The organism is Desulfotomaculum copahuensis (genome assembly GCF_001655685.1).
GTDB lineage: Bacteria > Bacillota > Desulfotomaculia > Desulfotomaculales > Desulfovirgulaceae > Desulfotomaculum_G > Desulfotomaculum_G copahuensis.
Genome location: NZ_LYVF01000168.1, coordinates 1 through 22064 on the forward strand (window position 1 = coordinate 1; position 22064 = coordinate 22064).

Genomic DNA, 22064 nt, shown 5'->3' on the forward strand with positions numbered 1-22064 from the left:
GGGGATTGCTCGGCGGCCACTGTAAAAGGCAAAGAGTCTGTTGCCATGGCTCTCGGCTACCAAAGCAAGGCCAGAGGTGCCCTTGGGTGCTGGATTGTTTTGGCCGAGTGGGCTTGGGACGATAAAGGCGATTGGCACATTATAGATGTTCAGTGCGCCAAGGTGGACGGAGAGAAAATAAAGGCCGATACCTTCTACCGCTTAGAAAACGGCAAATTTGTTGAGTGCGAGGATGAGGAAGAATGAAACGCGATGTCGCAGCCTTTGCAGGCAGCAAAATAGATTTTAGTCGGTATCTCGCTGACATGCGGGCGTGGCTTAAAGAGCACCCGGAGATGGATAAGTTCATCTGGGTCAATAGTTCATGTTCCGACGTTATTGCGGTAGGTTATGCAATTAACCACATGGCCGCAAAGAACACCAATATCAAGGAGGCGGTATAAATGTCCATGAATGCGGCTCCAAACCAGACCGCCATAGCGGTTTTGAATGAGTATCCTCCCAGTAAGTTTAACTTACTGATACCAGTCAAGACCATGCAGGAAATCAGCCCACTGCATAAGGTCGTAATTAACCAGGTCCAGATTAACCCGGACCCGAAAAGCGGCAAAGACGTATATGCCGAGAAAAACGGCGAGCTTGCCCTCACCAAGAAGGGGCTGGCAAAACTGATGGCAGCGGCCAATATCCAAGTGGTGGACAGCAGGCCAGTAACGCCTCAAAAGTGTCAGCGTTGCGCCGAGGTGGCCAGACAGACCAGAATGGCACCCCGGTGCGGAGATTGCCCCAGTTCAGATGATGTGGCCTACCAGGTGACCATTGCCGTTCCGGAGCCCTCTGGGACCTGGCGCATGGTCAGAGCCACCAAAGAGATCCGCGTCGAGGAAGAGCGCAAGCGCATGACCGAAAAACAGTTTGAGCAGTTTTTCCCGTTCAGGACGGAACATTGCGAGACCAAGGCTTTAAACAGAGCACTGCGTGAAGCCCTAATGCTCAGTCCAACCTACACAGCGGCAGAACTCCAGAAGCCTTTTGCTGTGGCCTATGTTGTTCCAAATATGGCTGACCCTGATATGAAAAAGGCTGTGGCCGCCAGATACGCTGGTTCAGTAATTGACTTGTTCGGCGTACAAACGCGCCGCGGCCACGGGGACCAGCTTCAGCAACGGTATCTTACCGGTGAGGTAGAACAGCCACCTATGGTAGAAATCGGTCCAGACGAGCCCGATGAGGCGGATTATCAACTTATGGACGAAGAGCTTCCGCCATGGGAACAAGATGAACCAGCGGCTGAAATGACGCAGGATATTATCGCATGTGAGGGATGCGGCCAGGAAATATCGGCCACGGGGAGTTGGTCGCCGGAAGCCATTCGAGATTACAGCCAGCGGACATGGGGTAAGGTTTTATGCCCTGAATGCCAGAAGGCTGCCCGCAAGAACGGAAAGGCGGGTGGCAGACGATGAGCATCCGCGTTCTCCATTTTGCGGATCTGCACATGGGAGAATACCCCGGCCCAACAGTGGCCGGGGAAAACTCCCGCCTCAAAGACATTGAGAAAATGCTGTACCATATCGCCAATGAGGCCCAGGTTGGCATGTATGACCTGGTGGTGTTTGCTGGAGATGCATTCAAAACCCGCAGGCCATCATACCGTGAGATTCTCACCGTAGCCAACGGCTTGGCTCACGTTGCGCCCAGGGTGCCGGTGGTAGCCATATCGGGCAACCACGACACCCCAAATGACGGCAGCGAGGGCGCATGGGATGTAATTGCAGCAATGAATATTCCGGGGCTGACGGTGCGAACCAGGCCAGCAGCGGATGTCATCCACACCAAATCTGGCCCGGTGCAGGTGTTCTCACTCCCTTACTTCACCAAATCAACCCTTTTGCAAAAAGAAGAATATCGCGACCTCACGCTGGAGCAGATTAACAAGCTCCTGGGCGAAAAGGCTATGGACATCGTGCGCCACTTCGCGGGCCAGCGTGACCCAAGAATGCCATCCATTTTGATGGCTCACCTATCAGTTACAGGTGCCGAGCTATCAAACGGTCAGAACATCTTCATGGGCGCGGAGCCTGTTCTGTCAGCGGTTGAACTGGAAGCGTTGGGGTTCGATTATGTGGCCCTGGGACACATCCACAAGTTTCAACAGCTGTCACCGCGGGTGGCTTACAGCGGCAATCCGGAGCGCATAGACTTCGGTGAAGCCGACGAGGACAAAGGATACCTATCGGTCGAGCTGGAGCCTGGCCAGGTGCCGGTGCTCGAGTTTCACAAGACGCCAGCGCGGAAGTTCGTAACTGTGGAGGTTGATCTCGAGACACCAGAGGACCTGGAGCGGTTCTATGACGACCTTTCAGCCACTTATTCGGACGGGTCCTTCCTTCTGCTTCCGGATACCACTGGCGCAATGGTGCGGGTTAAATATCGGGCGCCAGATGACGTGGCGAAGATGGTCAATCATCAGGAAATTATCCGGCGCTTGCATACAGCCGGAGCCCATTACGTGGCTGGCATCCAGGCCGAAGTCGAGCGTTCGAACCGGGCCAGAGATGAGGAAGTAACCGAGGCTATGAGTGTCCGTGACGCCCTGCTCAAATACCTGGATAAAAACAATATTCCTGATGATGGTCTCTCCAGCCTCGCTCAGGAACTTTTGCAGGAGGTGGCGATGTAATGGAACCTATTAAGATAAGTTTAACCAATTTCGGGACTTATAGTCACGAGGATGTAGACCTGTCAGGCATCCACCTGGCGGTGGTCAGCGGTCCTAACGGTGCCGGGAAATCCACTCTTTTCACAGATTCTCTGCTCTATGCCCTCTTTGGGGCTAGCAGGACAGGCAATCTGGACGACCTGGTCCGCAAAGGCGAGCAGGATATGGCGGTTGAGGTCCAGTTTATCTTGAACGGACAGGAATATCGTGTCATGAGGTCCAGGAGTACCAAAGGCCGGGGTAAATCTGGTCTTGAGCTACAGGTCCGCAACGGGGATGAGTGGCTCGCGCTATCCGGCTCCAATATCAGGGATACGGAGAAGCGTATTCAGGACCTACTCAAGGTTACCCAGGAGACGTTCACCAGCTCATGCCTGATCCTCCAGGGGCGAAGCAATGAGTTCACAGTCAAGGGACCGGCGGAGCGGAAGAAGGTCCTGGGGGAAATTCTAGGGCTGGAGGTTTATGACCGCCTCCAGGCGGCGGCCAAGGAAAAGGCCAAGGCCCTGGACGGCGAGATTAAAGCCCTTAAAGACCGCCAGGCGGCCATTGAGATCCAGCTTGCCGAAGTATCCGATTTGGAAGCCAGGAAATCCGATATTGAGGCAAGCATTGCGCAAAAAAATGCAACCATCGCATCCTTGCAGGAGCAGCTCGACCATGTGAAGCGGCAACAGGCAGAACTAGAGGCTAAAGCCGCTCAGTTTGATGGCCTGTCATCCGAGGATGATAGGTTGGAGCGGGAAATCGCAACGCTTCAACAGGAACGGGCAGGACTTGAACACCGGGTAGACAGGGCCAGGAAAATGTTGGCCAGCGAGCAGCAGATCCTCGCTAAGGTCAAGGAATGCGAGCAGGTCAAAGCACGGATAGCAGCCCTTGAGGCAAAGCTCCCACGCCTTCAGGCGGTAGCCGATGAGGCCAGGAAGTTGGAAAGCCAAAAGGCCCAGGCTTCCCGGACTATTGCGCAGGTAGTTGGGCAAATCAGGGAAATTGAGGCCGTCCTGTCTAACCGTGCAGAGCTGGAAGCGGCGGCGGAGCAATATCAGAAAGCAACAGCGGACCTTGAGACCATCGATGCTATTGGAGAGCAGTGGCTGGCGCTGGACCAACAGGTAAAAGACGCGCGGCGAATATGGGAACGGGCCAGCTTCGAGCTTGAGGCCAGGACCAGGGAGCTTGAGAAAGAGCTGCAAGCACTGAAAACCAAGGCAGCAATGCTCGAGGATAGCGGGTGTATTGACCCTGAACGAGCATCCTGCCGGTTCCTGGCCGACGCACAGCAGGCAAAAGCAAAGATGGCGGAAGTGCAGACGGAGCTTAATGCCCTGGATAAATCGGAGGTGGAACGCCTGGAGCAGACCTGGTGCGAGCTACAGGCCAAGAAGGACGCCATCGGTTACGACCCATCTGAACGACAACGATTGAGAAACCTGGTCACTTCCTTGCGGCATAAAGCCGAACAGGCGGCGCAATTGGGTGCTAAGGCTGAACTACTACAGAACCTTAAGCACCAGGAACGGCAGCTACGGGAAAGTCTGGCCGATATCGAGGCCAGACATGCGGCACTGAACGACGAGGGGCACCAGCTCCAGGCCGAATTGAAGGACCTACAGGCGCTTAAGGCCTCCCTTCCAAACCTTGAACGGTGGGCGGCAGCCAAGGATGAACTGCCAGCAGCTCGGCAAACAGTGGCCGAGGCGGAACAACGATTTACATGGTATCGGGAACAGATTGTCGAACGGACAGCAAGGCGGGCAGAGATAGCGCGTCAGCTCGAGGAACGGGTTATCTTATGGGCCGAGCAATCAAAACTCGGGAATGAGGCGACATCCCTTAAGGCTAACATCGATGAGTGCAACCGGGCGCTGTCGGCCCTCCAGCGAGAATTGGGCATGGTCGAGCAACGACTGAAGGCTATTGATGCCCTACGAGCAGAGGCTGAGGACCTGACGGGCAAGCTGGCACAAATCGCTGCGCTACAAGTGAAGTATCAGACCTTGGTGAGGGCCTTTGGCCGAGATGGCATTCCAGCCTTGATCATCGAGAACGCCATTCCAGAGCTGGAGAGCATCACCAATGAAATACTGGGGCGTATGACTTCCAATGGCATGAACCTGCGGTTTGAGACCCAGCGGGAGTTGAAATCGGTTAAAGGCGCCGTCTCGGAAACACTGGACATCATTATCAGTGACTGGCGTGGAGAACGCCCTTACGAGACATTTAGCGGCGGCGAAAAGTTCAGGATTGACTTCGCCATCAGGATTGCACTGAGCAAGCTTTTGGCACGGAGAGCTGGGGCGAGCTTGCGGCTGTTGGTCCTGGACGAGGGCATCGGCAGCCAGGATGCTGAAGGGCGCGAGCGGCTTATGGAGGCTATAGCGGCCATTGAGAAGGACTTCGCGAAAGTTATAGTCATCAGCCACGTCGAGGAAATTAAAGAGGCCTTCCCCACTCGAATTGAAGTGGAGCCTGGGCCGGATGGAAGCAAGGTGAGGGTGGCATGATCAGGATTATTCACGGCAAACACATAGGGGCGTTCGGTTTAATGCCGGCCGCCCCGGGCACCTGCCCGGAGTGCGCGGTGGATCACCCGCCTGAGTTGCCCCATAACCAGCAGAGCCTGTTCTACCAATACAAATTTTACAATGACCACGGTCGGTGGCCGACCTGGGAAGATGCCATGTCCCACTGCAGTGAGGACATGAAGACCATCTGGCGGGAGGAACTGCGAAAGCGGGGTGTAGAGATATGAAAACTGCAATCGAGTGGTGCCCATATTGCGAAAACGAAGTCGAGGTTCATGCAGAGAGTCCTTCTCCTTGCCCGGTTTGCGGGAAGACATTGGTGCCATGTTCGATTTGCCAAGATAGCCTAAGCCGGCCTCATTTTGGCTGTAATTGGACTAATGAGAGGGGATGCTGGAGATTTAGAAGACCAGATTTGAATATTGAGTTATACAAATTCACGATCAACGCCATCGAAGCGAAAAGGAAGGCAAGCAAAGGTGAAGTTACGACACTTGAATTTGCTAGGATGGCACAATTGCGCCCCGATATATGGTGCGATATTAGGGCGTTCCGCAAAGTAGCTACAACCAAAGAACTAAAAAATATAAAAAAACGCTGCGGAGAAGTTGGTATGATTATGATTTTGCAGTTATTATCCGCTTTACTTGTCTTTTTATCATCTGTAGAAATGTTTTTTGGTAAATACGAACCAGCTATATTCGGTATTCTCTTGGCGATATGGATAAAACTTGTGCTAAACGATCGAACATGAGATGAGATCCCGGAGGTGGACAATGCTTGAGTGGTCTTGCCCCTACTGCAAACAGAGTATGTTTAGCGCCTACCCGGCGCGAGATCAGGAGAAAGTGAGGTGCATTCATTGTGGACGGTGGTTTAACAACCCATATCACGAGATTGCTGGTAGATCCCGAGCTGAACGAAGCACTAACGGCACTCCAGGTGGCAAAGAACCACCTGGACCTGGCTGTTGACCAGGACATGGTAGAAGCGGCTTGTTACGAGATTACAGCCGCGGAACTGCGGCTAAGGGCGATAATCAGGAGGGCCAAAGCGGAAAGGGGTGATATGGTTGGTCAAGTGGATGCCAGCAGAAAAAGGCTATTTGAAGATCAAGGTGCAGTGCCCAGAGTGTGGCCTCATGGTGGCCGGCAAAATAGACATACGGGAAGCGAAGGCCAATATCCCCTGTCAGTGTGGCCGGGCAACGCTCCAGATACTGCTGACGAACGGGTTTGAATGGGAAATTGAAAGGCCGGCGGCAGGAAGTAATTTTTTTAACCTACAGGATTGGTAAATCTGACCTGCATTGCCAATTGCCTTTCCGAAAGTTGAGGGTGAAATGTATGACCTACTTACCGGTTATAGATTTTCGGCGCAAGAAGTATCAAGCCTTACGCAAAGCAGTATATGAACGCGACAATTATACTTGTTGTGTTTGTGGAGCAAGACCTGACTATATCCCGTGCGATTACGACGGGCGATACACCTTATGGGTGCGAGATAGGGTTTTGGAGATCGACCATATTAGGCCGCGCATTTTTGGTGGAGATCATTCCATGAAAAATCTTCGCACTATCTGTAGTTCTTGCAACTCACGAAAGGCCCAAACAGAACGAAAAGGGAGGTGGGGATGTGGCCTGGATAGAGAGCCATCAGGAATTAGCTAGGCATCCAAAAACGAGAAAACTTGCCCGGATTTTGGGGGTTTCTATCCCAACGGTAATTGGCCACCTCCACCTCCTTTGGTGGTGGGCCATGGACTATGCTCAGGAAGGAACACTGGAACGGTATGACGATAGCGACATCGCCGATGCGGCCATGTGGGAAGGTGACCCTGCACAGTTTTTGGATGCTCTTTATACAGCGGGTTTTATTGATCAGGATGAACACGGAGTGTTTTCTATTCATGATTGGCACGATTACGCAGGACGATTACTGGAAAAACGGCGTGCCGATGCGGAAAGAAAAAGGTCAACGCGGCACCGTCCAATGGATGTCCAACGGACGTCCATTGGATGTCCAACGGACGGCGCAGGTAACCTAACCGTACCTAACCAAACCGAACATAACCAGACCGTAAAAATAGATACACATGCGCCTGGCGGCGCGTCCGCGCAACCTCAAAATCCATCTGACCAACCTGCTGACCAATCTGGCGAGCAGCGAAAGCGGGCCAAGACCCAGAAGCAGGAAGAGTTGTTTGCGAGGTTTTGGGCGGCCTACCCTAAGAAGCGTTCAAAGGGTCAGGCCGAGAAAGCGTGGGCTAAACTCCAACCGGACGAGCAGCTCGTGGAGACAATGTTAGCAGCCATCGAGCGGGCCAAGAAATCCGAGGAGTGGCGCAAAGAGAACGGGCGCTATATCCCATACCCTGCTACCTGGCTAAATGCCAAGGGGTGGGAGGATGAATACACCATCGCAGCGGAGGTGAATTCAAATGCACAGCATCGGGGATGTACTCCAAAACCTTCGGCCTTTGGAAACGCAGTCCAGGCCAAGAACCGCTTTGCGGGCCTTGCAAGGGACGGAGGAACAGGGCGTGTCATTGGACGCCAGGATAGCCCAAATACAGGCGGAAATAGCCAGGCGTCAGGAAATCCTAGAGAAAGCGCCGGTGATAACGAAAGTCATAAAGTCGCCGCAGGAGTGTCCATGGCGTGAAAATAGTTGGCGTAGGTGCGAGGAATGCCAGATGGGCAAGCGCGAGGAAAGCCAGCTGGAGCCTGAGCCACTCCGGACGATATATGACGTCAGCTCCTGCTATTCGGAGGTGCGATATCGGGAGCTTATCGAGAAAAGCGGTCTTATGGGTATTGAGTTAAACCACCTTTTCGAGAACGCAATCATCGACGAACATAACCGTGAACTTTACACCTACCTGATGGTATGGGAACCATCCGTCGGGGGCGGGATTTATATAGCGGCAAAGAAGGACCCAGACAATCCACAGGGCAACGGAACTGGAAAGTCTTATGCCCTCCATGCGCTGACTCACCGGTTATGCCGGATGGGTATACCTTGCCTGTATGGGCGCACGGTGGATTTCTTGATGCAGCTCCGGGCGGCCTACGACGAAGGCAGCCAGGAAAGCGAGAGTAGAGTTTTGATGCGGTACACCCAGGTGCCTGTCCTGTTGTGGGACGACCTGGGCAAGGAAAGTTTCAGGACAGACTGGGGACCGGAAAAGTTTTACTACGTGATTGATTACCGGGTAAGGGCCAATAAGCCTATTATCATTTCGACCAACTTTGACCTAGCAGAAATCGAGGTTAGGTTTGGGCGCGATAACTTCGGTCCAGCAATAGCCAGCCGTCTGGCAGGGTTTTGCGAAACATGGACACTGGGCGGGCCTGATAGGCGGCTCGGGAGGAGGTGTGTCAGGTGATAGCATTGCAGAACGGGTTTGAGGGGCAGCTGTGGCAGATTATCATTGATGCCTATGGGTATGACGAGGACACTCATTTGTTTCTACGGGAAATACGGCAAGATGGAGTAATCGCCTGGCTTGCCAAGCGCATTGAGCACATAGAGAGCGACCTGGTTTTCTTGCGGCATTGCAAAGGATTACCCATCTGGGACGAGACCATCAGAGAAGCCACCATAGTGCGCCGTATGCTGGAGGTCATCACTACCGGCCAAGACAGAGGTCTTTACTTGGGCCCTGGCGACGACCGCCTACGGGCGGGTGCAGCAGATGCTTAGGTTTCCTTGTGGGTTTAAGATAACCGGACGGCTTGGCATAAGCGAAAAACCGCCAGGCATTGCCCAGAGAGGTAACCCAAAGGGCGATGAGTGCAACCGGTGCCCAATGGGTATGCACTTGAGGGATGATTGGACGATTTGCAATGCAGAGATTTTGCCGGAGGGAGGGGATGAAGAATGACCACGGTTTATTTGGCTGGCGCTATTGATGGTCAGCCAGCTGATCAAGTGACTTGCTGGCGACGGAAAGCAGCCCTGGTCCTTAAAGAGAACGGATTTTCGGTGATTGACCCAACAGAAGGCAAAGACCTGACTGCCTTCTACGACCCGCGTGACATCGTTGAGACTGATCTGGCAAATGTGGACCGGGCTGACATCATCCTATTGGAGATGAATACCAAAGGCCACGCTTACATAGGGACAGCCATTGAAATGAGGCGGGCCTGGGAGCAAGGAAAGCCTGTTATATGCTGGGGGACGGCCAACCGGGAGAGCTATTTTCTGCGGTATCATGCCACGGCAATGCTGGAAACCCTTGATGAAGCCATTGGGGTGATCGTGAATGGCAACTATCCGCGAGATACTGGAAGCCAGGAATGAAATAGCCATTGAGGGGCCGTCATCCCTTGAGCAGTTAGAAAAGATTTTAACCCGAAAACGGAGCGAAAAGAAAGACGGGCCGCCGAAGCAAAAGTGGGCCAGACAGGATGTTCGTAAGGATTATATGAACCGGGCCGAGCGGGAGGAATTCATGATATTGGCGGCTATGGCCGGCAAACTTGAGGAGGTCATTGATAACTGGGAGAAACACAACCGGCCACGTGAGAGGATTAAATGGGCCAGGACCTCTTTGACTTTCCTTTACAAGGCCATGGATGACTGTGTGATAGGAATTCCGCTTGAGACCATCGCCCAGATTGTGCGCGAGGTGGGCCTGTGCACTATTGGGGTTATCGAGTATGAACCCAGGAGGCGGTGATAATGGCAGCACAACACAAGCGACCTGGAAGCAAGGCCAAAGAGGAACGTAAACGGCGAGCAGCAGAACGGGAAGCCAGAAAGAACTTAAAAATCATAGTGGGCTATCCCAAGAGAGGCCAGGCAAGAGACGATTTCAACATTGGCCGCCTGGTGGTATGGGCGGAGGTGGTGAATGTTGACCAGGAGAAGAAAGAAAAGAGAGCCATCCCCGCTGCCGCCAATGCCTACGTCGGCAGAAAAGGACGCGCGAGAGCAGCGCAAGGCTTTAAGTGATATGGAGTGGCAATTCAAGCCGCCAATTTTAAGCGTGGATATCAAAACAGGAAAGGTCACCTGGTACCGCCCACTGTTCAAGGAGACAAGGCAGTGCCTTGATGTACAGAAAGGAGGAGCCGTAGATGGCAACTGAATACTTCGACGCCCCGGAGGTTGAGGAAATAGCCAGAAAGCTGATTAACACAATCCACAGCCATCTGGCAGAGGCTAAGATTAAATACCTGTTCAGGACCGGCGAATGGTCAACCCAGAAACGGGAAACATGGGGCAAGGCCCAAAGGATAACCGGCCAACAGGCATTTTTAACCAGGCTGGATTTCGTGATAACGATTCACCGGGATGTTTGGAACCAACTGACTAACGAGGAGCGCATTGCTCTATTGGACCATGAACTCTCCCACTGCTGCCGCGGTGATGATGATTCTAACGGGAACCCAACCTGGTATATCCAGGGCCACGATGTTGAGGACTTTATCGGGGTAATTCGGCGGCATGGTTTATGGAGGCCTGCGCTCAAGAAACTGCATAAGGCCGTGCAGGAGCATGAGCAACTGACGTTATTCGAGCGGGCAGATTTCTTGCCAACGGGCACGGAAGGATTTATGCAGTGATGAGTATGAAATGGGACGCACGGGTGGAGTCCACTTCTCCGCCTTCCATCTGGATCTGCATACCGACATTGCCGCCGAGTTTGAATGAGTGGTCGCGGAAGCACTGGAGGGTCCGACACCGGGCAGTTGAAGAGATGACAAATAATCTGCGGTTGTTGGCTTTAGCGGTCAACATGCCAAAAATTGAGCGGGCCGAGGTCCGCTTGGTCTATTACTTTAGGGACCGTAGGCGTCGGGACCCAGATAATTATGCAGGAAAGTTTATTTTAGATGGCCTACGGAAGGCTGGAATTATTTCGGACGATAATGCCGGGGTCCTTCGCCTACCACAACCAGAATTCATGGTGGATAGGCAGGCACCAAGGACAGAGGTTTGGATTACTGAGTGGAAGGAGTGAAGCCATGCGGGTAAGTGAACAAATTGTCGCAGAGGCCAAGTCCAGGCCAGAGAGAATGGACGGCGTCACCCATGGTAAGGTCACATTCGTGATACAGGACGGGAAACTGGTCCGGGTTGAGGTCCAGGATGGATGGGTGACAACCAGAAAGGAAAAAAGCAACAACAGCCAAATAACGCATGGCTGACCCGTATATCGGGAGGCCGATGCTGCTGGTAGTGTGCCAGTGGTGTCGGCCTTTTTTAGTTGATTTCGAGGGGGTGAAAACGTGCACGAGGGCTTACGTGACCTGCTGGATGAATATTGCGAGTCACTGGCCAGGGTGCGAAAGCTTATTCGACGGGCTAAAGCAAATGGCTGGGAAGCAGACTTAAAAACACTTTATGGGATGGAGAAAGACCTGGAGTGGACTATCGAATACATGGTGACCGGGTATCCACCGCTGCAAAGCACCGGACCTTATCGGCGTGCTGTCCCTGTTGACCCCCAGAAAGTGTTGGTCTGGTTTTCATCACCACCCCCATCCCCGTTGCTACCTGTTGAGCAGGTGCGACGGAAAATCCTCGCTGCACTAGACATATTAAGCCCCCAGGAAAAGGAGGCATATCTGATGGTAGTTGGCGAGGGCCTTTCATATAAAGAGGCTGCGGAAATCATGGGCGTGAAGCGTGCGACGGTTCAAAGCTATGTAGAACGGGCAAAAGTCAAAATATCTAAACGCTGTGCCATACAGCAGAAACATAAAGGTGAGAGGGAAATTGCTGCTGCCTCTACAACCCGAGAGGAGGTGTTCAGGGATGGAAATCAAGAGGATACCGGTAGAGCAAATTAACCCAGCTCCCTATAACCCTAGAAAAGACCTGAAACCGGGAGAGCCGGAATATGAGAAACTGCGCCGGTCCATCCAGGAGTTCGGTTTTGTAGAACCACTTGTCTGGAATAAGCGCACAGGGAACCTTGTTGGAGGCCACCAACGCCTTAAAGTTTTAATAGAACAAGGCGTGCGAGAAGTTGAAGTGTCCGTCGTAGATTTGGACGACCAACGTGAACGCGCCCTCAATATTGCCCTGAACAAAATCTCGGGCGATTGGGATAACGAGAAATTGAAGGACCTTCTGGAGGAATTAGATACTGGGGATTTTGATATCGAGCTTACCGGTTTTACCGAGGCTGAAATTGAGGACCTGATGATCCAGTTTCACGTTGAGAAGAAAGCCGACCCAGATGAATTTGACGCTGACGCAGCGGCCGAGGCAATAGCGGAACCGGTAACTAAAAAAGGTGTGATATATGCCCTGGGCCGGCATCGGTTAATGTGCGGTGACGCCACCTCCTTCGAGGACGTTAAAAAACTCATGGGGGGGGGGCGTTGCGGATATGGTATTCACTGACCCTCCCTATAACGTGGCTTATAAAGACAGCAAAGGCAAAAGCATCAAGAATGACAGCTTATCTCCGGAGCAATTCAGGGAGCTGCTGGAGCGAGCCTTTGCCAATTATGCACTCGTTACCAGCGACCGGGCCGCCTTCTACGTCTGCTATGCATCCAGGGAGCATATTGCCTTTGAGCAGGCCATGAACAAGGCGGGTTTGGAGGTCAGAGCGCAGATTATTTGGGTTAAAACAGTAGCATCATTTGGGTTCGCAAATTACAAGTGGCGCCATGAGCCAATTTTATACGCGGGCAAGGCTGGGAAGCCTATCAACTTTTACGGCAACCGCCGCCAGACCACGGTTTGGAATGAGAACGACCCGTCATTCCAGGTTGAAAAGATCAAAGACGGCATAGTACTCAAGTTCTTTGATGGGGAGAAAACCTATTTTGCCGAGGTGCCGGCGGTCACTAACATTGAGATAGACGACCCAGCTCTAACCACGATTTGGGATTTCAGTCGGGAAGTCAAATATGTTCACCCGACGCAGAAACCAGTTGCACTGGTTGAAAGGGCAATAAAGAACTCCTCTAAATACGGCCAGGTGGTCGTTGACTTCTTTGGTGGTTCGGGCACCACCCTGATTGCAGCAGAAAAAACAGGCCGGACCTGCTACATGATGGAGCTGGACGAGAAATATTGTGACGTCATCGTCCAGCGCTGGGAGGAGTTGACTGGCGAGAAGGCGGTGCTGGTCCATGACCCGGCCGCATGATGTTCACCAGGAGCCGTGGGAACGCCAAAAAGGAGAAAGCCGTCAGGCTTTCCAGGCTTTTGCCATATACCGGGACATGGGGGCCGCCCGTAGTCTACAAAAAGTCGCCCAACAGTTGTCCAAATCCCTGGCATTGATGAAGCGCTGGAGTGAGAAATGGTCATGGGTAGCTCGGGCGGCGGCCTGGGACGCCGAACTTGACCGCAGGGCCCGGGAAGCACAGGAAAAAGCCAGGGCCGAGATGGCAGAACGCCACATCAAAGAGGCTATGTTATTTCAGCAGAAAGTTGTGGAACGGCTCAAGACATTGGAACCAGACGAGCTTTCCCCTTCCGACCTTGCCAAGTGGTTTGACATTGCCGTCAAGGTGGAGCGCCTGGCCCGGGGCGAACCGACCGAGAACGTGAAGCAGGAGGTGCAAGGGCAGGTGACACAGCGACATGAGTACGATCTTGCCCAGCGCATCCTCGAGGACCCTGAAGCCAGAGAGATCGCTAGAAGGCTTTACCGAAAAGGAGTTAATCGCGATATGGGAAGCTGACGCCAGAGATAGTCTCTCGTTTTTCCTGGAGTATGAGAGCGCTGGCGAATGGAAGCCGGCGAACCATCTAAACCTTTTGTGCGAGAAATTGGAGGCCATCGAGCGCGGCGAAATCAAACGCCTTATTGTGGAGATGCCGCCTCGCCATGGTAAATCAGAGGTGGTCTCCAAAAAGTTCCCCGCATGGTTTCTTGGAAGAAACCCTGACAAAGAGGTTATCCTGACTTCTTATGGCGCCGATTTGACATTTGATTTTAGCCGCATCGCCCGGGATACCTTTGAGCGGATGGGGCCTGTTTTGTGGGGGCTAGAGCTCTCTCCTCGCAGTTCAGCCGTTGGTCGTTGGGAAATTAAAGGACATCGCGGAGGATTGACTGCAGCAGGTATTGGTGGCCCCATTACTGGACGCGGTGCCCATGTGGCGATTATTGATGACCCGATTAAAAACTGGGAGGAAGCTAATTCCAAGACCTACAGGGAAGCAGTGTGGAACTGGTATCGCACTGTGTTGCGGACACGGTTGGCACCCCAGGGCGCGATCATCCTGGTTTTGACTAGGTGGCACGAGGATGACCTGGCCGGAAGATTATTGAAAGAAGCCAAAAATGGCGGTGAGCAGTGGGAGGTTCTACGCCTGCCTGCTGTAGCAGAAGAAAACGACCCACTTGGCCGCCAGCCAGGGGAACCGCTATGGCCAGAATATGGATTCGACGCTACGTGGGCCAAGGAAACCGAGAAGGCTGTCGGCAGTTTTGTTTGGGCAGCACTTTACCAGCAGCGGCCAATGCCTGCGGAGGGCGGTCTATTCAAACGGACAAACTTCCGCTACTTCCAGGTTGACGCCGAGTGGTACACCCTTCACCGCCCCGAAGGAGACAAACGGGTCCCGAAAAATGCCTGCTGGGTGTTTCAAACTTGCGACCCAGCCGGGTCCACCAAGACAACAGCAGACTATTTTGTCCTGGGCACATGGGCGGTCACACCAGATCGGGAGCTGTTACTCCTGGACATTATTCGAGAGCGGTTGGAGGGCCCAGACCAGCCGCGGCTGTTTAGAGAGGGTTATCGGCGTTATTCCCCCTCCTTCCAAGGGGTGGAGACAAAGAACATGGGCCTCACCCTCTATCAGATGCTACTTCGGGAAGGCCTCCCAATCCGGGAACTGAAAGCTGACAGCGACAAGGTGACCAGGGCACTACCGGCTGCAGCCAGGATGGAAGCAGGAATGATTTACTTCCTGGAGGGTGCGCCATGGCTGGATGATTATGAGAGCGAGTTGCTCGCCTTCCCGAATGGTGAGCACGATGACCAGGTTGACATAACGGCCTATGCTGCTCAACAGGTGGCGGCAGGGCCACAATATGAGATTTACTAAAGCGGGTGTTGCTTATGGGGTGAAAGATAGAATTCAATCCATCCGCGCTGGCCTCGGACTGGTCGGAGCGGGTTTTCAAGTAATGATGGGTAGTAAGGCTCCGGGAACGTTTTTGTCGCAAGTATGGGAGGCCATACAGGCCCGGTGGGGTGAACCGCCTAAGCGTAACTCCAAACAGTGGCTGGAGATGTATGGGAAAAACCCGCGTCTACGGCCGGTTTACAAAATCGCAAAAGACGTGGCGGCCGCCCAGTGGCATCTCTACGCCCAGCAGGGCAAAGAGAAAGTGGAACTGCAAGACCATCCCTTGATTAAGCTATTGAACAGGCCAAATCCCCGCATGACCGGGAATGCCTTCATGTACCTTACTCAGGTTTACTTGAGCTTGCGGGGTGAGGCATTTTGGCTCCAGGAGCGGAACGGGCTGGGAAGCCCAACAGAACTGTGGCCTCTTCCACCCTACTGGGTGATTGAGACGCCGGCATCGAACCGGCCTTATTATCGAGTGGATTTTCGCAACGGGACCCAGCTCATGGTGCCTGCAGAGGACATCATTATGCTGGTCGAACCAGACCCGGTGAACCCATACGGTCGGGGCCTGGGGTCGGCAGAAGGCATTGGCGATGAGGTTGAGACCGATGAGTACATGGCGAAGTGGGCAAAAAGGTTTTTCTGGAATAATGCTACTCCACCTGTGGTATTTGAAGCGCCAAACATTCAGAAGGAACAGGCGGAGCGCATCAAGGAAGAATGGATGGAGCGATATGCCGGTTATTGGAACGCACACAAACCGGCCATTCTGCCCTGGGAGGCAAAAATCCACGAACTGGGCAAAGGCCAGAAGGAAATGGATTTCGTGGAGTCCAGACGGTATATCCGTGATACGGCCATGCAGCACTTCATGATTCCACCTGAACTGATGGGGGTAATTGAAAACTCTAACAGGGCCACTATCGATGCAGCTTATTACATCTATGCGGCCAATGTCTTAAAGCCATGCCTGGACCTCATCCAGGAGCATATACAGGTTTTCTTGGTGCCTCAATTCGACGATAAGTTGATTTTTGAGTTTGAGGACCCAGTACCAGCAAATAAAGAATTCCGCCTGCAGCAGGCTAATGACGGCCTCAAGCAAGGCGCCCTTACAGTGAATGAATGGCGCGAGCGCAACGGCTTTGACCGCCTGGAAGAAGGCGGCGATGTCATATATGTGCCTATTGGGTCGGTGCCCACGCAAGTCAAACAGGTAAAGGGCAGACTCAAAGGGAAAATGACCAGAGGGCTGACGCCCGAGCAGAAAACCGCTATTTGGTGGATGTTCGATAAAGCAGCCAGAAGCCAAGAGAGCAACCTGCAGCGGGCCCTGAAGCGGTATTTTCAAGCCCAGCAGGACGAAATTACCCGCAACCTTGAGGAACTGCTGGGAGAAAAGGCAAAGGCTGTGTATAAGGATGTGGATAATCTTCTGCAGTTGTTAGCTAATTGGCAGGAGCAATATCAAGCACTGCTGGATTTGCTGCGGCAGTTTTGGGATGCATCCGCCCGGGATGGCTGGCAGGCTGTTCAGGATATCTTTGACCTTCCGGTTAGTTACGAGCTAATTAATCCCAGGGTGGTTCAGTGGATGGAGACCAACGGTGCCGAGAAGGTTAAAGACATTACCGAGACTACCAAGCGGGCACTCGCCCAAACCCTGGCCGAAGGCATAGCCCAGGGGGATGGCGTTGCAAAGCTACGGGATAGGGTTTCGGAGGTATTCCGCCAGGCAAAAGTGGTCCGGGCCGAGACCATTGCCAGAACAGAGACGCACAACGCTGTAAGCATTGGCACCTTTGAGACCTACCGAGCTGGCCGGGTGGAGCAAAAAGAATGGCTGGCCACCCGCGATTCCAGGGTGCGGGACAGCCATATCTCCATTGACCGGGAGGTGAGGCCTATCGACCAGCCGTTTTCAAACGGTTTGATGTATCCTGGGGCGCCTGGACCGCCCGGGGAGGTCATCAACTGCAGGTGTGCACTGTTACCGGTCATTGAAGGCGTAGAGGATTGAGGAGGTGATAACGTGGACCTAAAACTTAAAGCGTTACCAATCAGCATCAAGCAAGGCGACAAAGACACTTTAGTTTTTACGATTAGCACCAGAACACAGGATAGAGACGAGGATATTTTGGAACCCAGCGGTTGCCGCCTTGACAACTACATGAAAAACCCTGTTGTGCTGTTTGCTCATGACTATAGAAGCCTTCCCATCGGCAGAAGCAAATCTGTTTCCGTGACAGCCGACGCAGTGGTGGCTGAAGTAGAATTTGCGCCCACCCAGATGGGACAGGAAGTCAAACAGCTGTGCCAGGCAGGGTTCCTTAAGGCAGCATCTGTAGGGTTTATCCCGCTTAAATATGAGCCGATAGGCGACAATTCCTGGGGCCACCGAATTTATGAATGGGAGCTGCTCGAGTGGAGCATTGTGCCGGTGCCATCTAACCCCACTGCTCTTATTAGCGAGGCAAAAGCCAAAGGCCTGAAGGTAGCGGCCATTGAGGAAGCCTTGGAGAAAGGGGTCATCAGTTATGGGCAGGCGCATCCTGATGGGACGCCAAAGGCTCCAGAAGATGAGAATTGGGACGGCGCTGCCGAGGTAGCAGCTGCCGACGTGGATGACCTTAAGGTAATGTGTGCTTGGGTAGATAGTGAAAATGCCGAGAACAAAGGTGCTTATAAATTACCCCATCATAAGGCATCCGGTAACCATGCGGTGGTGTGGCGTGGGGTTGTCGCTGCCATGTCCTCCCTGTTGGGTGCCCGCGGCGGAGTAGATATTCCTGACGGCGACCGCAAGGCGGTATATAACCACCTAGCAAAGCATTACGCGGAGTTTGATAAAGAGCCACCGGAATTTCGCAGCACCGATGAAATTATCTCAGTTTATGCTGAAGGCAAGCCGAAGGCCCAAGCGGAACCTGGCCAGAAAGCCGGGGCGGTATTGAGCACTAAAAATAAGGACCGACTTACCCAAGCCCGGGACTTGATTAACGAGGTGCTGGCCGAGGCTGGCGAGGGCCAGGACGACGAGCCTAAAGGTATTTTTGTAAGGGTTGCGGCGGACCAGGTTGTTGACCAGGCCGGCCTTGCTGAGACAGTAGCCGGCGAGATTGCTAAGCACCTTAAAGACGTATTATCAAAGCCCCAGGACAGTGCACCTGTGGTGATTGACCTGGATGCTATACAGCTACCTGCGGCGGCCAAAGCCGATGACCAGGAACTAAATATCGAACCCGAGATGCTGAAAGATCTGCTGAAAAACGTGGTCAAGGAAGAATTGGACCGTGTTCGCGGGAAAGTCAACATTTTTTGAAAGGAGATGTAAACCATGACTTTAGAGGAATTGAAAGCCCTTATGAAAGAGACTGTGCAAGCAGAGCTGGCTCCTGTGTTGGAGACTCAGCGGAAATATGCCCACTTGCTGGATGGTAATGGACAACAGCAAACACAACCCAAAGAGTTGGAACCGGGTATCAGATTGGCCCGCTTTGCAAAGGTTATGGCTCTTGCCAAGAACGATGTAGAGCGTGCGGCCAAAATTGCTAAAACCATGTATGATGACCCTGTGTTGATTAAGGCCTTGGGCGAAGGCACCCCCTCTGACGGCGGTTACCTGGTGCCTGAAGGGTTTAGCCAGGAGATTATTCCTTTGCTCCAGGCACAGGCAGTTATCCGCAAAATTGGCGCCCGCGTTGTACCCATGAGTGGAAACGTTATGAACATGCCGCGTCAGACCGCCGCGAGCATGGCCAGCTACATCGGCGAGAATACCAATATCCAAGTGAGCCAGCCGGCATTCGGCAACCTGAAGCTGTCTGCTAAAAAGCTGGCTGCCCTGGTGCCCATTAGCAATGACCTTATTCGCGATGCCAGCACCCAGGCGGACCAATTCGTCCGTGATGATATAATTACCGCTTTAGCTCTCAAGGGTGACTGGGCGGCCCTCTATGGAACCGGAACTGGTGACGAGCCTCTCGGGCTGAAGAATACGCCGGACGTTGAAATTCGTTCCGTTGGAGCCGCCATCGATGGCGATATCCTGGCATCCGTAGTTGGTACTCTCATGCAGGCAAACGTGGCTTTCCTGCGTCCAGGCTGGATTTTCAACGGGATTATGTGGAGCAAGATTTACAATCTCAAAACTGCCACTGGCCAGTATCTGTTCCGTGAGGAAATGAACCAGGGCAAGCTCCTTGGATATCCATATCAGGTCAGCAACCAGATTCCGGTGGCAAACGACGCCAACAAAACTACAGATGTTTTCTTCGGGGACTGGGCAGAGTTCATGATCGGCGAGAATATGAGGATTGCTGTAGATGCATCGACCGAGGCTGCTTATGTGGTTGGTGGCAACCTGGTTTCCGCCTACTCGCTTGACCAGACCATCATCCGTGCTATTGAGCGGCATGACTTCGGAGCAAGGCAACCAAAGGCCTTTATCGTGCTGACCGATGTTTATACCGCTTAAGGCAAGGAGGGATTAAGGTGAGCTTAAGACTACATCAGGGCATCAAGTTCCAACCTGCTATCCGGCCTCAGACGGCTGCTGCCGGGACCATCAACGGCCTGGCCATTGACCGCCTGGGTTTTGAGGATGCAGCATTGATTGTGTCCGTGGGAGCCGTCACTGGAGCTCCTACCGCTCAGACAGTAGATGTGAAGGTCCAGGATAGCGCCGACGGGACCACATGGGCCGATGTGGAAGGACTGGCTGTCGAGCAAATAACTGCAGGAGACACCTATAAGGAACTGGGCATCAACCTATCTCCCCTGCGACGCTACATCCGGGCGGTGGCCACCGTAGCCTTCACCGGGGGTACTGCTCCCACTATTCAGTTGGCTACGGATATTGCCCTGGGCAAGAACCGGGTGGAGCCGGTCTAATGCTGGTAAAAGTAAAAGTTAAACCGAGCCGGTCGCTTTACTATGGCGGCCGGCTTTATACCAGCGGAGACGAATTCAATGCAGGGGAGGATTTCGACCGCTGGCAGCATGTGGATCGTTTAAACAAGGAGGCCGATGATGTGAAAACCGACGTACAGGCAAGAGCTCCAAAGGCCCCGCCTGCTGATAAGGCTATCAAAGGCGGTCAGGTCAGAAAGAAGTGATGTGAATGGCGCTTTCTGTGCATGCCTTGACCACACTTGCGGCGGTCAAGGATTTCCTAAAAATTGAGATTGATGATAACCAGTACGACACCCTTTTGGAGCGCATGATTAACGCAGCCTCGGAGGCAATAGAGGGATATTGCAACCGACATTTTGAGCGCGGGGTTTATGATGAGCTGTATCGCGGCAACGGGCGGCAGTTACTCGGCCTGAACCAATATCCTGTGCAGGCCGTTACATTGGTGGAAGCAAACGGGGCCCGAATAACGGACTACCAGGTTTACAAGGAAGAAGGAATGCTCTATCGATTGGCTTTATGGCCAGCCGGAGCATATTTTACCGGTCTTGTTGGTGACCCGGTTGGCTCCACTCGGAACATTCGAGTGTTATACGAGGCAGGCTATGTTTTACCCAAGGACGAGGATCTGCAGGCATCTCCCCCTATCATACGCACATTGCCTTACGATTTGGAGGATGCATGTATTGAGTTGGTAGCCCTGAAATTCAACCAGCGCCAGGAAGAAGCGGCCGGCAAGGTCACCAGGGCACAAGCTGACTACCAGACTACCTACCAGCAGGATATCCCTCCTCGCCTTCGCCAGGTGCTGGATAGGCATCGCAGACTGGTGGTGGTGTGATGCAGTTTAAGGACTTGAACAAACTAGATGGCCTGCCGGAATACCTTTTGCTGCAATTCGCCAAGGCCGGGGAGCGCAAGATGAAGCTGCTTACACCAGTGGACAGGGGCCGCTTGCGTTCCAGCATCGGTTATGTTCGGGTGGGCGATGAAATCCAGATTGGCTCTAATGTCGAGTATGCTCCCTATATTTTGAGCGATGCCGAGCCATACATCATCAGGGTTAAGCAAGCGCGGGCCCTGGCATGGGTGGTTTATCCCGGCAAGGGGTCAAAAAAGACTAGACCTGCTTCAGACGATGCACAAGGTTGGCGCCGCCTCAGGAAGCGGGGTTTAGCCGCTTACGCAAAGTGGGTTAGACACCCTGGTGGCCGCAAAGTAATCAGTCGGACAGCTGAATGGCTGGCCCAACAGCAGGATAAAATTGCCGTCAGCGCCATCAGGGAATATATGAAAGGGGTGTCAACTGAATGAGCTACCCCAGTTATCAGGCTATGGTAGAGGGAACGCTTGACGCACTGGTAGCACGACTGCAGACGGTCCAGGAATTAAAAACGGTGGCCATCACAGAGCCAGGGAAATTGGATGTAGGCAGGATGCCTGCCGCATATGTAATGCTGGATAAGGACGTAATTAAGCGCGGGACCAGGTTCCTCGAGGAACACACCCTGACTGTAGTGGTATCAGTTATTCGGACGGTACGCGGAACAGCTCACGGGGATGTGGAGCTGGTCCGGGGATTTCAGGACGGTGTGGCCTTGGTGGGCGCTTGTTATGATGCCCTGGCAACCGACAGAACCCTGTCTGGAACTGTGAAAGACCTGACCATTACGTCGGTCGAGTACGGTCGGACACCTCTGGATGTTGGCGTGGTGTTTTGGGGTGAGCTGCAGATGGATATTCAGACGGCATATGCCCCTGGCCAGCCCACCGAAGGCACGCTTATGCAAAAAGTCACCAGTGCGGGTCAGATACGTTAATGGAGGTGAATAACA

At 53.2% G+C, this 22064-nt stretch carries 28 protein-coding genes and 1 pseudogene; all 29 read left to right on the top strand.

Features of this window, described 5'->3' with window-relative positions; all coding sequences use genetic code 11:
• Window positions 1-246: pseudogene (locus A6M21_RS11830) on the top strand (DUF7666 domain-containing protein); the annotation flags it as partial.
• Entirely contained in the window at window positions 243-443 is a 201-nt protein-coding gene (locus A6M21_RS11835) for a hypothetical protein (protein ID WP_066669068.1), read from the top strand. The pseudogene A6M21_RS11830 and the gene A6M21_RS11835, both read left to right, overlap by 4 nt.
• The gene (locus A6M21_RS11840) at window positions 444-1466 is read left to right on the top strand and encodes a hypothetical protein (RefSeq protein WP_242868835.1); all 1023 of its coding nucleotides are present in this window, start codon (window positions 444-446) and stop codon (window positions 1464-1466) included.
• On the top strand, window positions 1463-2683 hold the full coding sequence (locus tag A6M21_RS11845) for a metallophosphoesterase family protein (RefSeq protein WP_066669070.1): 1221 nt from the start codon (window positions 1463-1465) through the stop codon (window positions 2681-2683). Before A6M21_RS11840 ends, A6M21_RS11845 begins: the two co-directional genes overlap by 4 nt.
• Window positions 2683-5229: an SbcC/MukB-like Walker B domain-containing protein gene (locus A6M21_RS11850; protein WP_066669072.1), complete on the top strand. Its 2547-nt coding sequence runs from the start codon at window positions 2683-2685 to the stop codon at window positions 5227-5229. The genes A6M21_RS11845 and A6M21_RS11850 overlap by 1 nt, the downstream gene beginning before the upstream one ends.
• Window positions 5226-5477 carry a hypothetical protein gene (locus A6M21_RS11855; protein ID WP_066669074.1) on the top strand — a complete coding sequence of 84 codons (252 nt, stop codon included), beginning with the start codon at window positions 5226-5228 and terminating at the stop codon, window positions 5475-5477. Before A6M21_RS11850 ends, A6M21_RS11855 begins: the two co-directional genes overlap by 4 nt.
• A 188-nt stretch (window positions 5478-5665) precedes the next feature.
• Window positions 5666-6004: a hypothetical protein gene (locus tag A6M21_RS11860; RefSeq protein WP_066669076.1), complete on the top strand. Its 339-nt coding sequence runs from the start codon at window positions 5666-5668 to the stop codon at window positions 6002-6004.
• A gap of 318 nt (window positions 6005-6322) precedes the next feature.
• Complete coding sequence (locus A6M21_RS11865) at window positions 6323-6547, top strand: hypothetical protein (RefSeq protein WP_151191920.1); 225 nt, start codon at window positions 6323-6325, stop codon at window positions 6545-6547.
• A 49-nt stretch (window positions 6548-6596) separates the two neighbouring features.
• Window positions 6597-6920 carry an HNH endonuclease gene (locus tag A6M21_RS19480; RefSeq protein WP_078060607.1) on the top strand — a complete coding sequence of 108 codons (324 nt, stop codon included), beginning with the start codon at window positions 6597-6599 and terminating at the stop codon, window positions 6918-6920.
• Window positions 6886-7914: a hypothetical protein gene (locus A6M21_RS18800; RefSeq protein ID WP_066669079.1), complete on the top strand. Its 1029-nt coding sequence runs from the start codon at window positions 6886-6888 to the stop codon at window positions 7912-7914. The genes A6M21_RS19480 and A6M21_RS18800 overlap by 35 nt, the downstream gene beginning before the upstream one ends.
• A gap of 31 nt (window positions 7915-7945) precedes the next feature.
• Window positions 7946-8638, top strand: coding sequence for an ATP-binding protein (locus A6M21_RS11875; RefSeq protein ID WP_066669085.1), 693 nt, complete (start codon window positions 7946-7948; stop codon window positions 8636-8638).
• Window positions 8635-8955: a hypothetical protein gene (locus tag A6M21_RS11880; RefSeq protein ID WP_066669087.1), complete on the top strand. Its 321-nt coding sequence runs from the start codon at window positions 8635-8637 to the stop codon at window positions 8953-8955. The genes A6M21_RS11875 and A6M21_RS11880 overlap by 4 nt, the downstream gene beginning before the upstream one ends.
• Window positions 8956-9132: 177 nt before the next feature.
• Complete coding sequence (locus A6M21_RS11890) at window positions 9133-9555, top strand: nucleoside 2-deoxyribosyltransferase (RefSeq protein ID WP_066669091.1); 423 nt, start codon at window positions 9133-9135, stop codon at window positions 9553-9555.
• Window positions 9518-9934 carry a hypothetical protein gene (locus tag A6M21_RS11895; protein ID WP_066669097.1) on the top strand — a complete coding sequence of 139 codons (417 nt, stop codon included), beginning with the start codon at window positions 9518-9520 and terminating at the stop codon, window positions 9932-9934. The genes A6M21_RS11890 and A6M21_RS11895 overlap by 38 nt, the downstream gene beginning before the upstream one ends.
• A gap of 2 nt (window positions 9935-9936) precedes the next feature.
• Window positions 9937-10209: a hypothetical protein gene (locus A6M21_RS11900; RefSeq protein WP_066669099.1), complete on the top strand. Its 273-nt coding sequence runs from the start codon at window positions 9937-9939 to the stop codon at window positions 10207-10209.
• Window positions 10210-10334: 125 nt separating this feature from the next.
• Window positions 10335-10823, top strand: coding sequence for a putative metallopeptidase (locus tag A6M21_RS11905; protein ID WP_066669101.1), 489 nt, complete (start codon window positions 10335-10337; stop codon window positions 10821-10823).
• A 666-nt stretch (window positions 10824-11489) separates the two neighbouring features.
• Window positions 11490-12053: a sigma factor-like helix-turn-helix DNA-binding protein gene (locus A6M21_RS11920; RefSeq protein ID WP_066669105.1), complete on the top strand. Its 564-nt coding sequence runs from the start codon at window positions 11490-11492 to the stop codon at window positions 12051-12053.
• Complete coding sequence (locus tag A6M21_RS18450; protein ID WP_151191923.1) at window positions 12019-12612, top strand: ParB N-terminal domain-containing protein; 594 nt, start codon at window positions 12019-12021, stop codon at window positions 12610-12612. The genes A6M21_RS11920 and A6M21_RS18450 overlap by 35 nt, the downstream gene beginning before the upstream one ends.
• Window positions 12599-13369 carry a DNA-methyltransferase gene (locus A6M21_RS18455; RefSeq protein WP_151191924.1) on the top strand — a complete coding sequence of 257 codons (771 nt, stop codon included), beginning with the start codon at window positions 12599-12601 and terminating at the stop codon, window positions 13367-13369. The genes A6M21_RS18450 and A6M21_RS18455 overlap by 14 nt, the downstream gene beginning before the upstream one ends.
• Window positions 13353-13910, top strand: coding sequence for a hypothetical protein (locus A6M21_RS11930; RefSeq protein ID WP_066669107.1), 558 nt, complete (start codon window positions 13353-13355; stop codon window positions 13908-13910). The genes A6M21_RS18455 and A6M21_RS11930 overlap by 17 nt, the downstream gene beginning before the upstream one ends.
• A complete protein-coding gene (gene terL, locus A6M21_RS11935; protein ID WP_078060611.1) occupies window positions 13810-15285 on the top strand; it encodes a phage terminase large subunit in 1476 nt (491 codons plus the stop codon). Before A6M21_RS11930 ends, terL begins: the two co-directional genes overlap by 101 nt.
• A complete protein-coding gene (locus A6M21_RS11940) occupies window positions 15272-17335 on the top strand; it encodes a phage portal protein (protein WP_066669109.1) in 2064 nt (687 codons plus the stop codon). Before terL ends, A6M21_RS11940 begins: the two co-directional genes overlap by 14 nt.
• A 12-nt stretch (window positions 17336-17347) precedes the next feature.
• Window positions 17348-18637: an HK97 family phage prohead protease gene (locus A6M21_RS11945; protein WP_066669111.1), complete on the top strand. Its 1290-nt coding sequence runs from the start codon at window positions 17348-17350 to the stop codon at window positions 18635-18637.
• Between the two features lie 15 nt (window positions 18638-18652).
• Window positions 18653-19792 (top strand): phage major capsid protein, encoded by a 1140-nt coding sequence (locus A6M21_RS11950; RefSeq protein ID WP_066669117.1) that lies wholly within the window; start codon window positions 18653-18655, stop codon window positions 19790-19792.
• Window positions 19793-19809: 17 nt separating this feature from the next.
• Window positions 19810-20208, top strand: a complete 399-nt coding sequence (locus tag A6M21_RS11955) for a hypothetical protein (protein WP_066669119.1) — start codon at window positions 19810-19812, stop codon at window positions 20206-20208.
• Window positions 20208-20432 carry a hypothetical protein gene (locus A6M21_RS11960; RefSeq protein ID WP_066669121.1) on the top strand — a complete coding sequence of 75 codons (225 nt, stop codon included), beginning with the start codon at window positions 20208-20210 and terminating at the stop codon, window positions 20430-20432. Before A6M21_RS11955 ends, A6M21_RS11960 begins: the two co-directional genes overlap by 1 nt.
• 5 nt (window positions 20433-20437) lie before the next feature.
• Window positions 20438-21070, top strand: coding sequence for a head-tail connector protein (locus A6M21_RS11965; protein WP_066669123.1), 633 nt, complete (start codon window positions 20438-20440; stop codon window positions 21068-21070).
• Window positions 21070-21543 (top strand): HK97 gp10 family phage protein, encoded by a 474-nt coding sequence (locus A6M21_RS11970; RefSeq protein WP_066669124.1) that lies wholly within the window; start codon window positions 21070-21072, stop codon window positions 21541-21543. The genes A6M21_RS11965 and A6M21_RS11970 overlap by 1 nt, the downstream gene beginning before the upstream one ends.
• Window positions 21540-22049, top strand: a complete 510-nt coding sequence (locus A6M21_RS11975) for a hypothetical protein (RefSeq protein WP_066669126.1) — start codon at window positions 21540-21542, stop codon at window positions 22047-22049. The genes A6M21_RS11970 and A6M21_RS11975 overlap by 4 nt, the downstream gene beginning before the upstream one ends.
• Window positions 22050-22064 lie beyond the last annotated feature (15 nt).

Excerpts from the sequence above, each read along its gene's own strand:
- A6M21_RS19480 (WP_078060607.1), top strand. The coding sequence starts at position 6,597 with ATGACCTACTTACCGGTTATAGATTTTCGGCGCAAGAAGTATCAAGCC.
- A6M21_RS11940 (WP_066669109.1), top strand. The coding sequence starts at position 15,272 with ATGAGATTTACTAAAGCGGGTGTTGCTTATGGGGTGAAAGATAGAATT.
- A6M21_RS11930 (WP_066669107.1), top strand. The coding sequence starts at position 13,353 with ATGACCCGGCCGCATGATGTTCACCAGGAGCCGTGGGAACGCCAAAAA.
- A6M21_RS11890 (WP_066669091.1), top strand. The coding sequence starts at position 9,133 with ATGACCACGGTTTATTTGGCTGGCGCTATTGATGGTCAGCCAGCTGAT.
- A6M21_RS11855 (WP_066669074.1), top strand. The coding sequence starts at position 5,226 with ATGATCAGGATTATTCACGGCAAACACATAGGGGCGTTCGGTTTAATG.
- A6M21_RS18450 (WP_151191923.1), top strand. The coding sequence starts at position 12,019 with ATGGAAATCAAGAGGATACCGGTAGAGCAAATTAACCCAGCTCCCTAT.
- A6M21_RS11845 (WP_066669070.1), top strand. The coding sequence starts at position 1,463 with ATGAGCATCCGCGTTCTCCATTTTGCGGATCTGCACATGGGAGAATAC.
- A6M21_RS11850 (WP_066669072.1), top strand. The coding sequence starts at position 2,683 with ATGGAACCTATTAAGATAAGTTTAACCAATTTCGGGACTTATAGTCAC.
- A6M21_RS11875 (WP_066669085.1), top strand. The coding sequence starts at position 7,946 with ATGGGCAAGCGCGAGGAAAGCCAGCTGGAGCCTGAGCCACTCCGGACG.
- A6M21_RS11965 (WP_066669123.1), top strand. The coding sequence starts at position 20,438 with ATGGCGCTTTCTGTGCATGCCTTGACCACACTTGCGGCGGTCAAGGAT.
- A6M21_RS11950 (WP_066669117.1), top strand. The coding sequence starts at position 18,653 with ATGACTTTAGAGGAATTGAAAGCCCTTATGAAAGAGACTGTGCAAGCA.
- A6M21_RS18455 (WP_151191924.1), top strand. The coding sequence starts at position 12,599 with ATGGTATTCACTGACCCTCCCTATAACGTGGCTTATAAAGACAGCAAA.
- A6M21_RS11895 (WP_066669097.1), top strand. The coding sequence starts at position 9,518 with ATGGCAACTATCCGCGAGATACTGGAAGCCAGGAATGAAATAGCCATT.
- A6M21_RS11960 (WP_066669121.1), top strand. The coding sequence starts at position 20,208 with ATGCTGGTAAAAGTAAAAGTTAAACCGAGCCGGTCGCTTTACTATGGC.
- A6M21_RS11970 (WP_066669124.1), top strand. The coding sequence starts at position 21,070 with ATGCAGTTTAAGGACTTGAACAAACTAGATGGCCTGCCGGAATACCTT.
- A6M21_RS11905 (WP_066669101.1), top strand. The coding sequence starts at position 10,335 with ATGGCAACTGAATACTTCGACGCCCCGGAGGTTGAGGAAATAGCCAGA.
- A6M21_RS11975 (WP_066669126.1), top strand. The coding sequence starts at position 21,540 with ATGAGCTACCCCAGTTATCAGGCTATGGTAGAGGGAACGCTTGACGCA.
- A6M21_RS11840 (WP_242868835.1), top strand. The coding sequence starts at position 444 with ATGTCCATGAATGCGGCTCCAAACCAGACCGCCATAGCGGTTTTGAAT.
- A6M21_RS11900 (WP_066669099.1), top strand. The coding sequence starts at position 9,937 with ATGGCAGCACAACACAAGCGACCTGGAAGCAAGGCCAAAGAGGAACGT.
- terL (WP_078060611.1), top strand. The coding sequence starts at position 13,810 with ATGAGTACGATCTTGCCCAGCGCATCCTCGAGGACCCTGAAGCCAGAG.
- A6M21_RS11835 (WP_066669068.1), top strand. The coding sequence starts at position 243 with ATGAAACGCGATGTCGCAGCCTTTGCAGGCAGCAAAATAGATTTTAGT.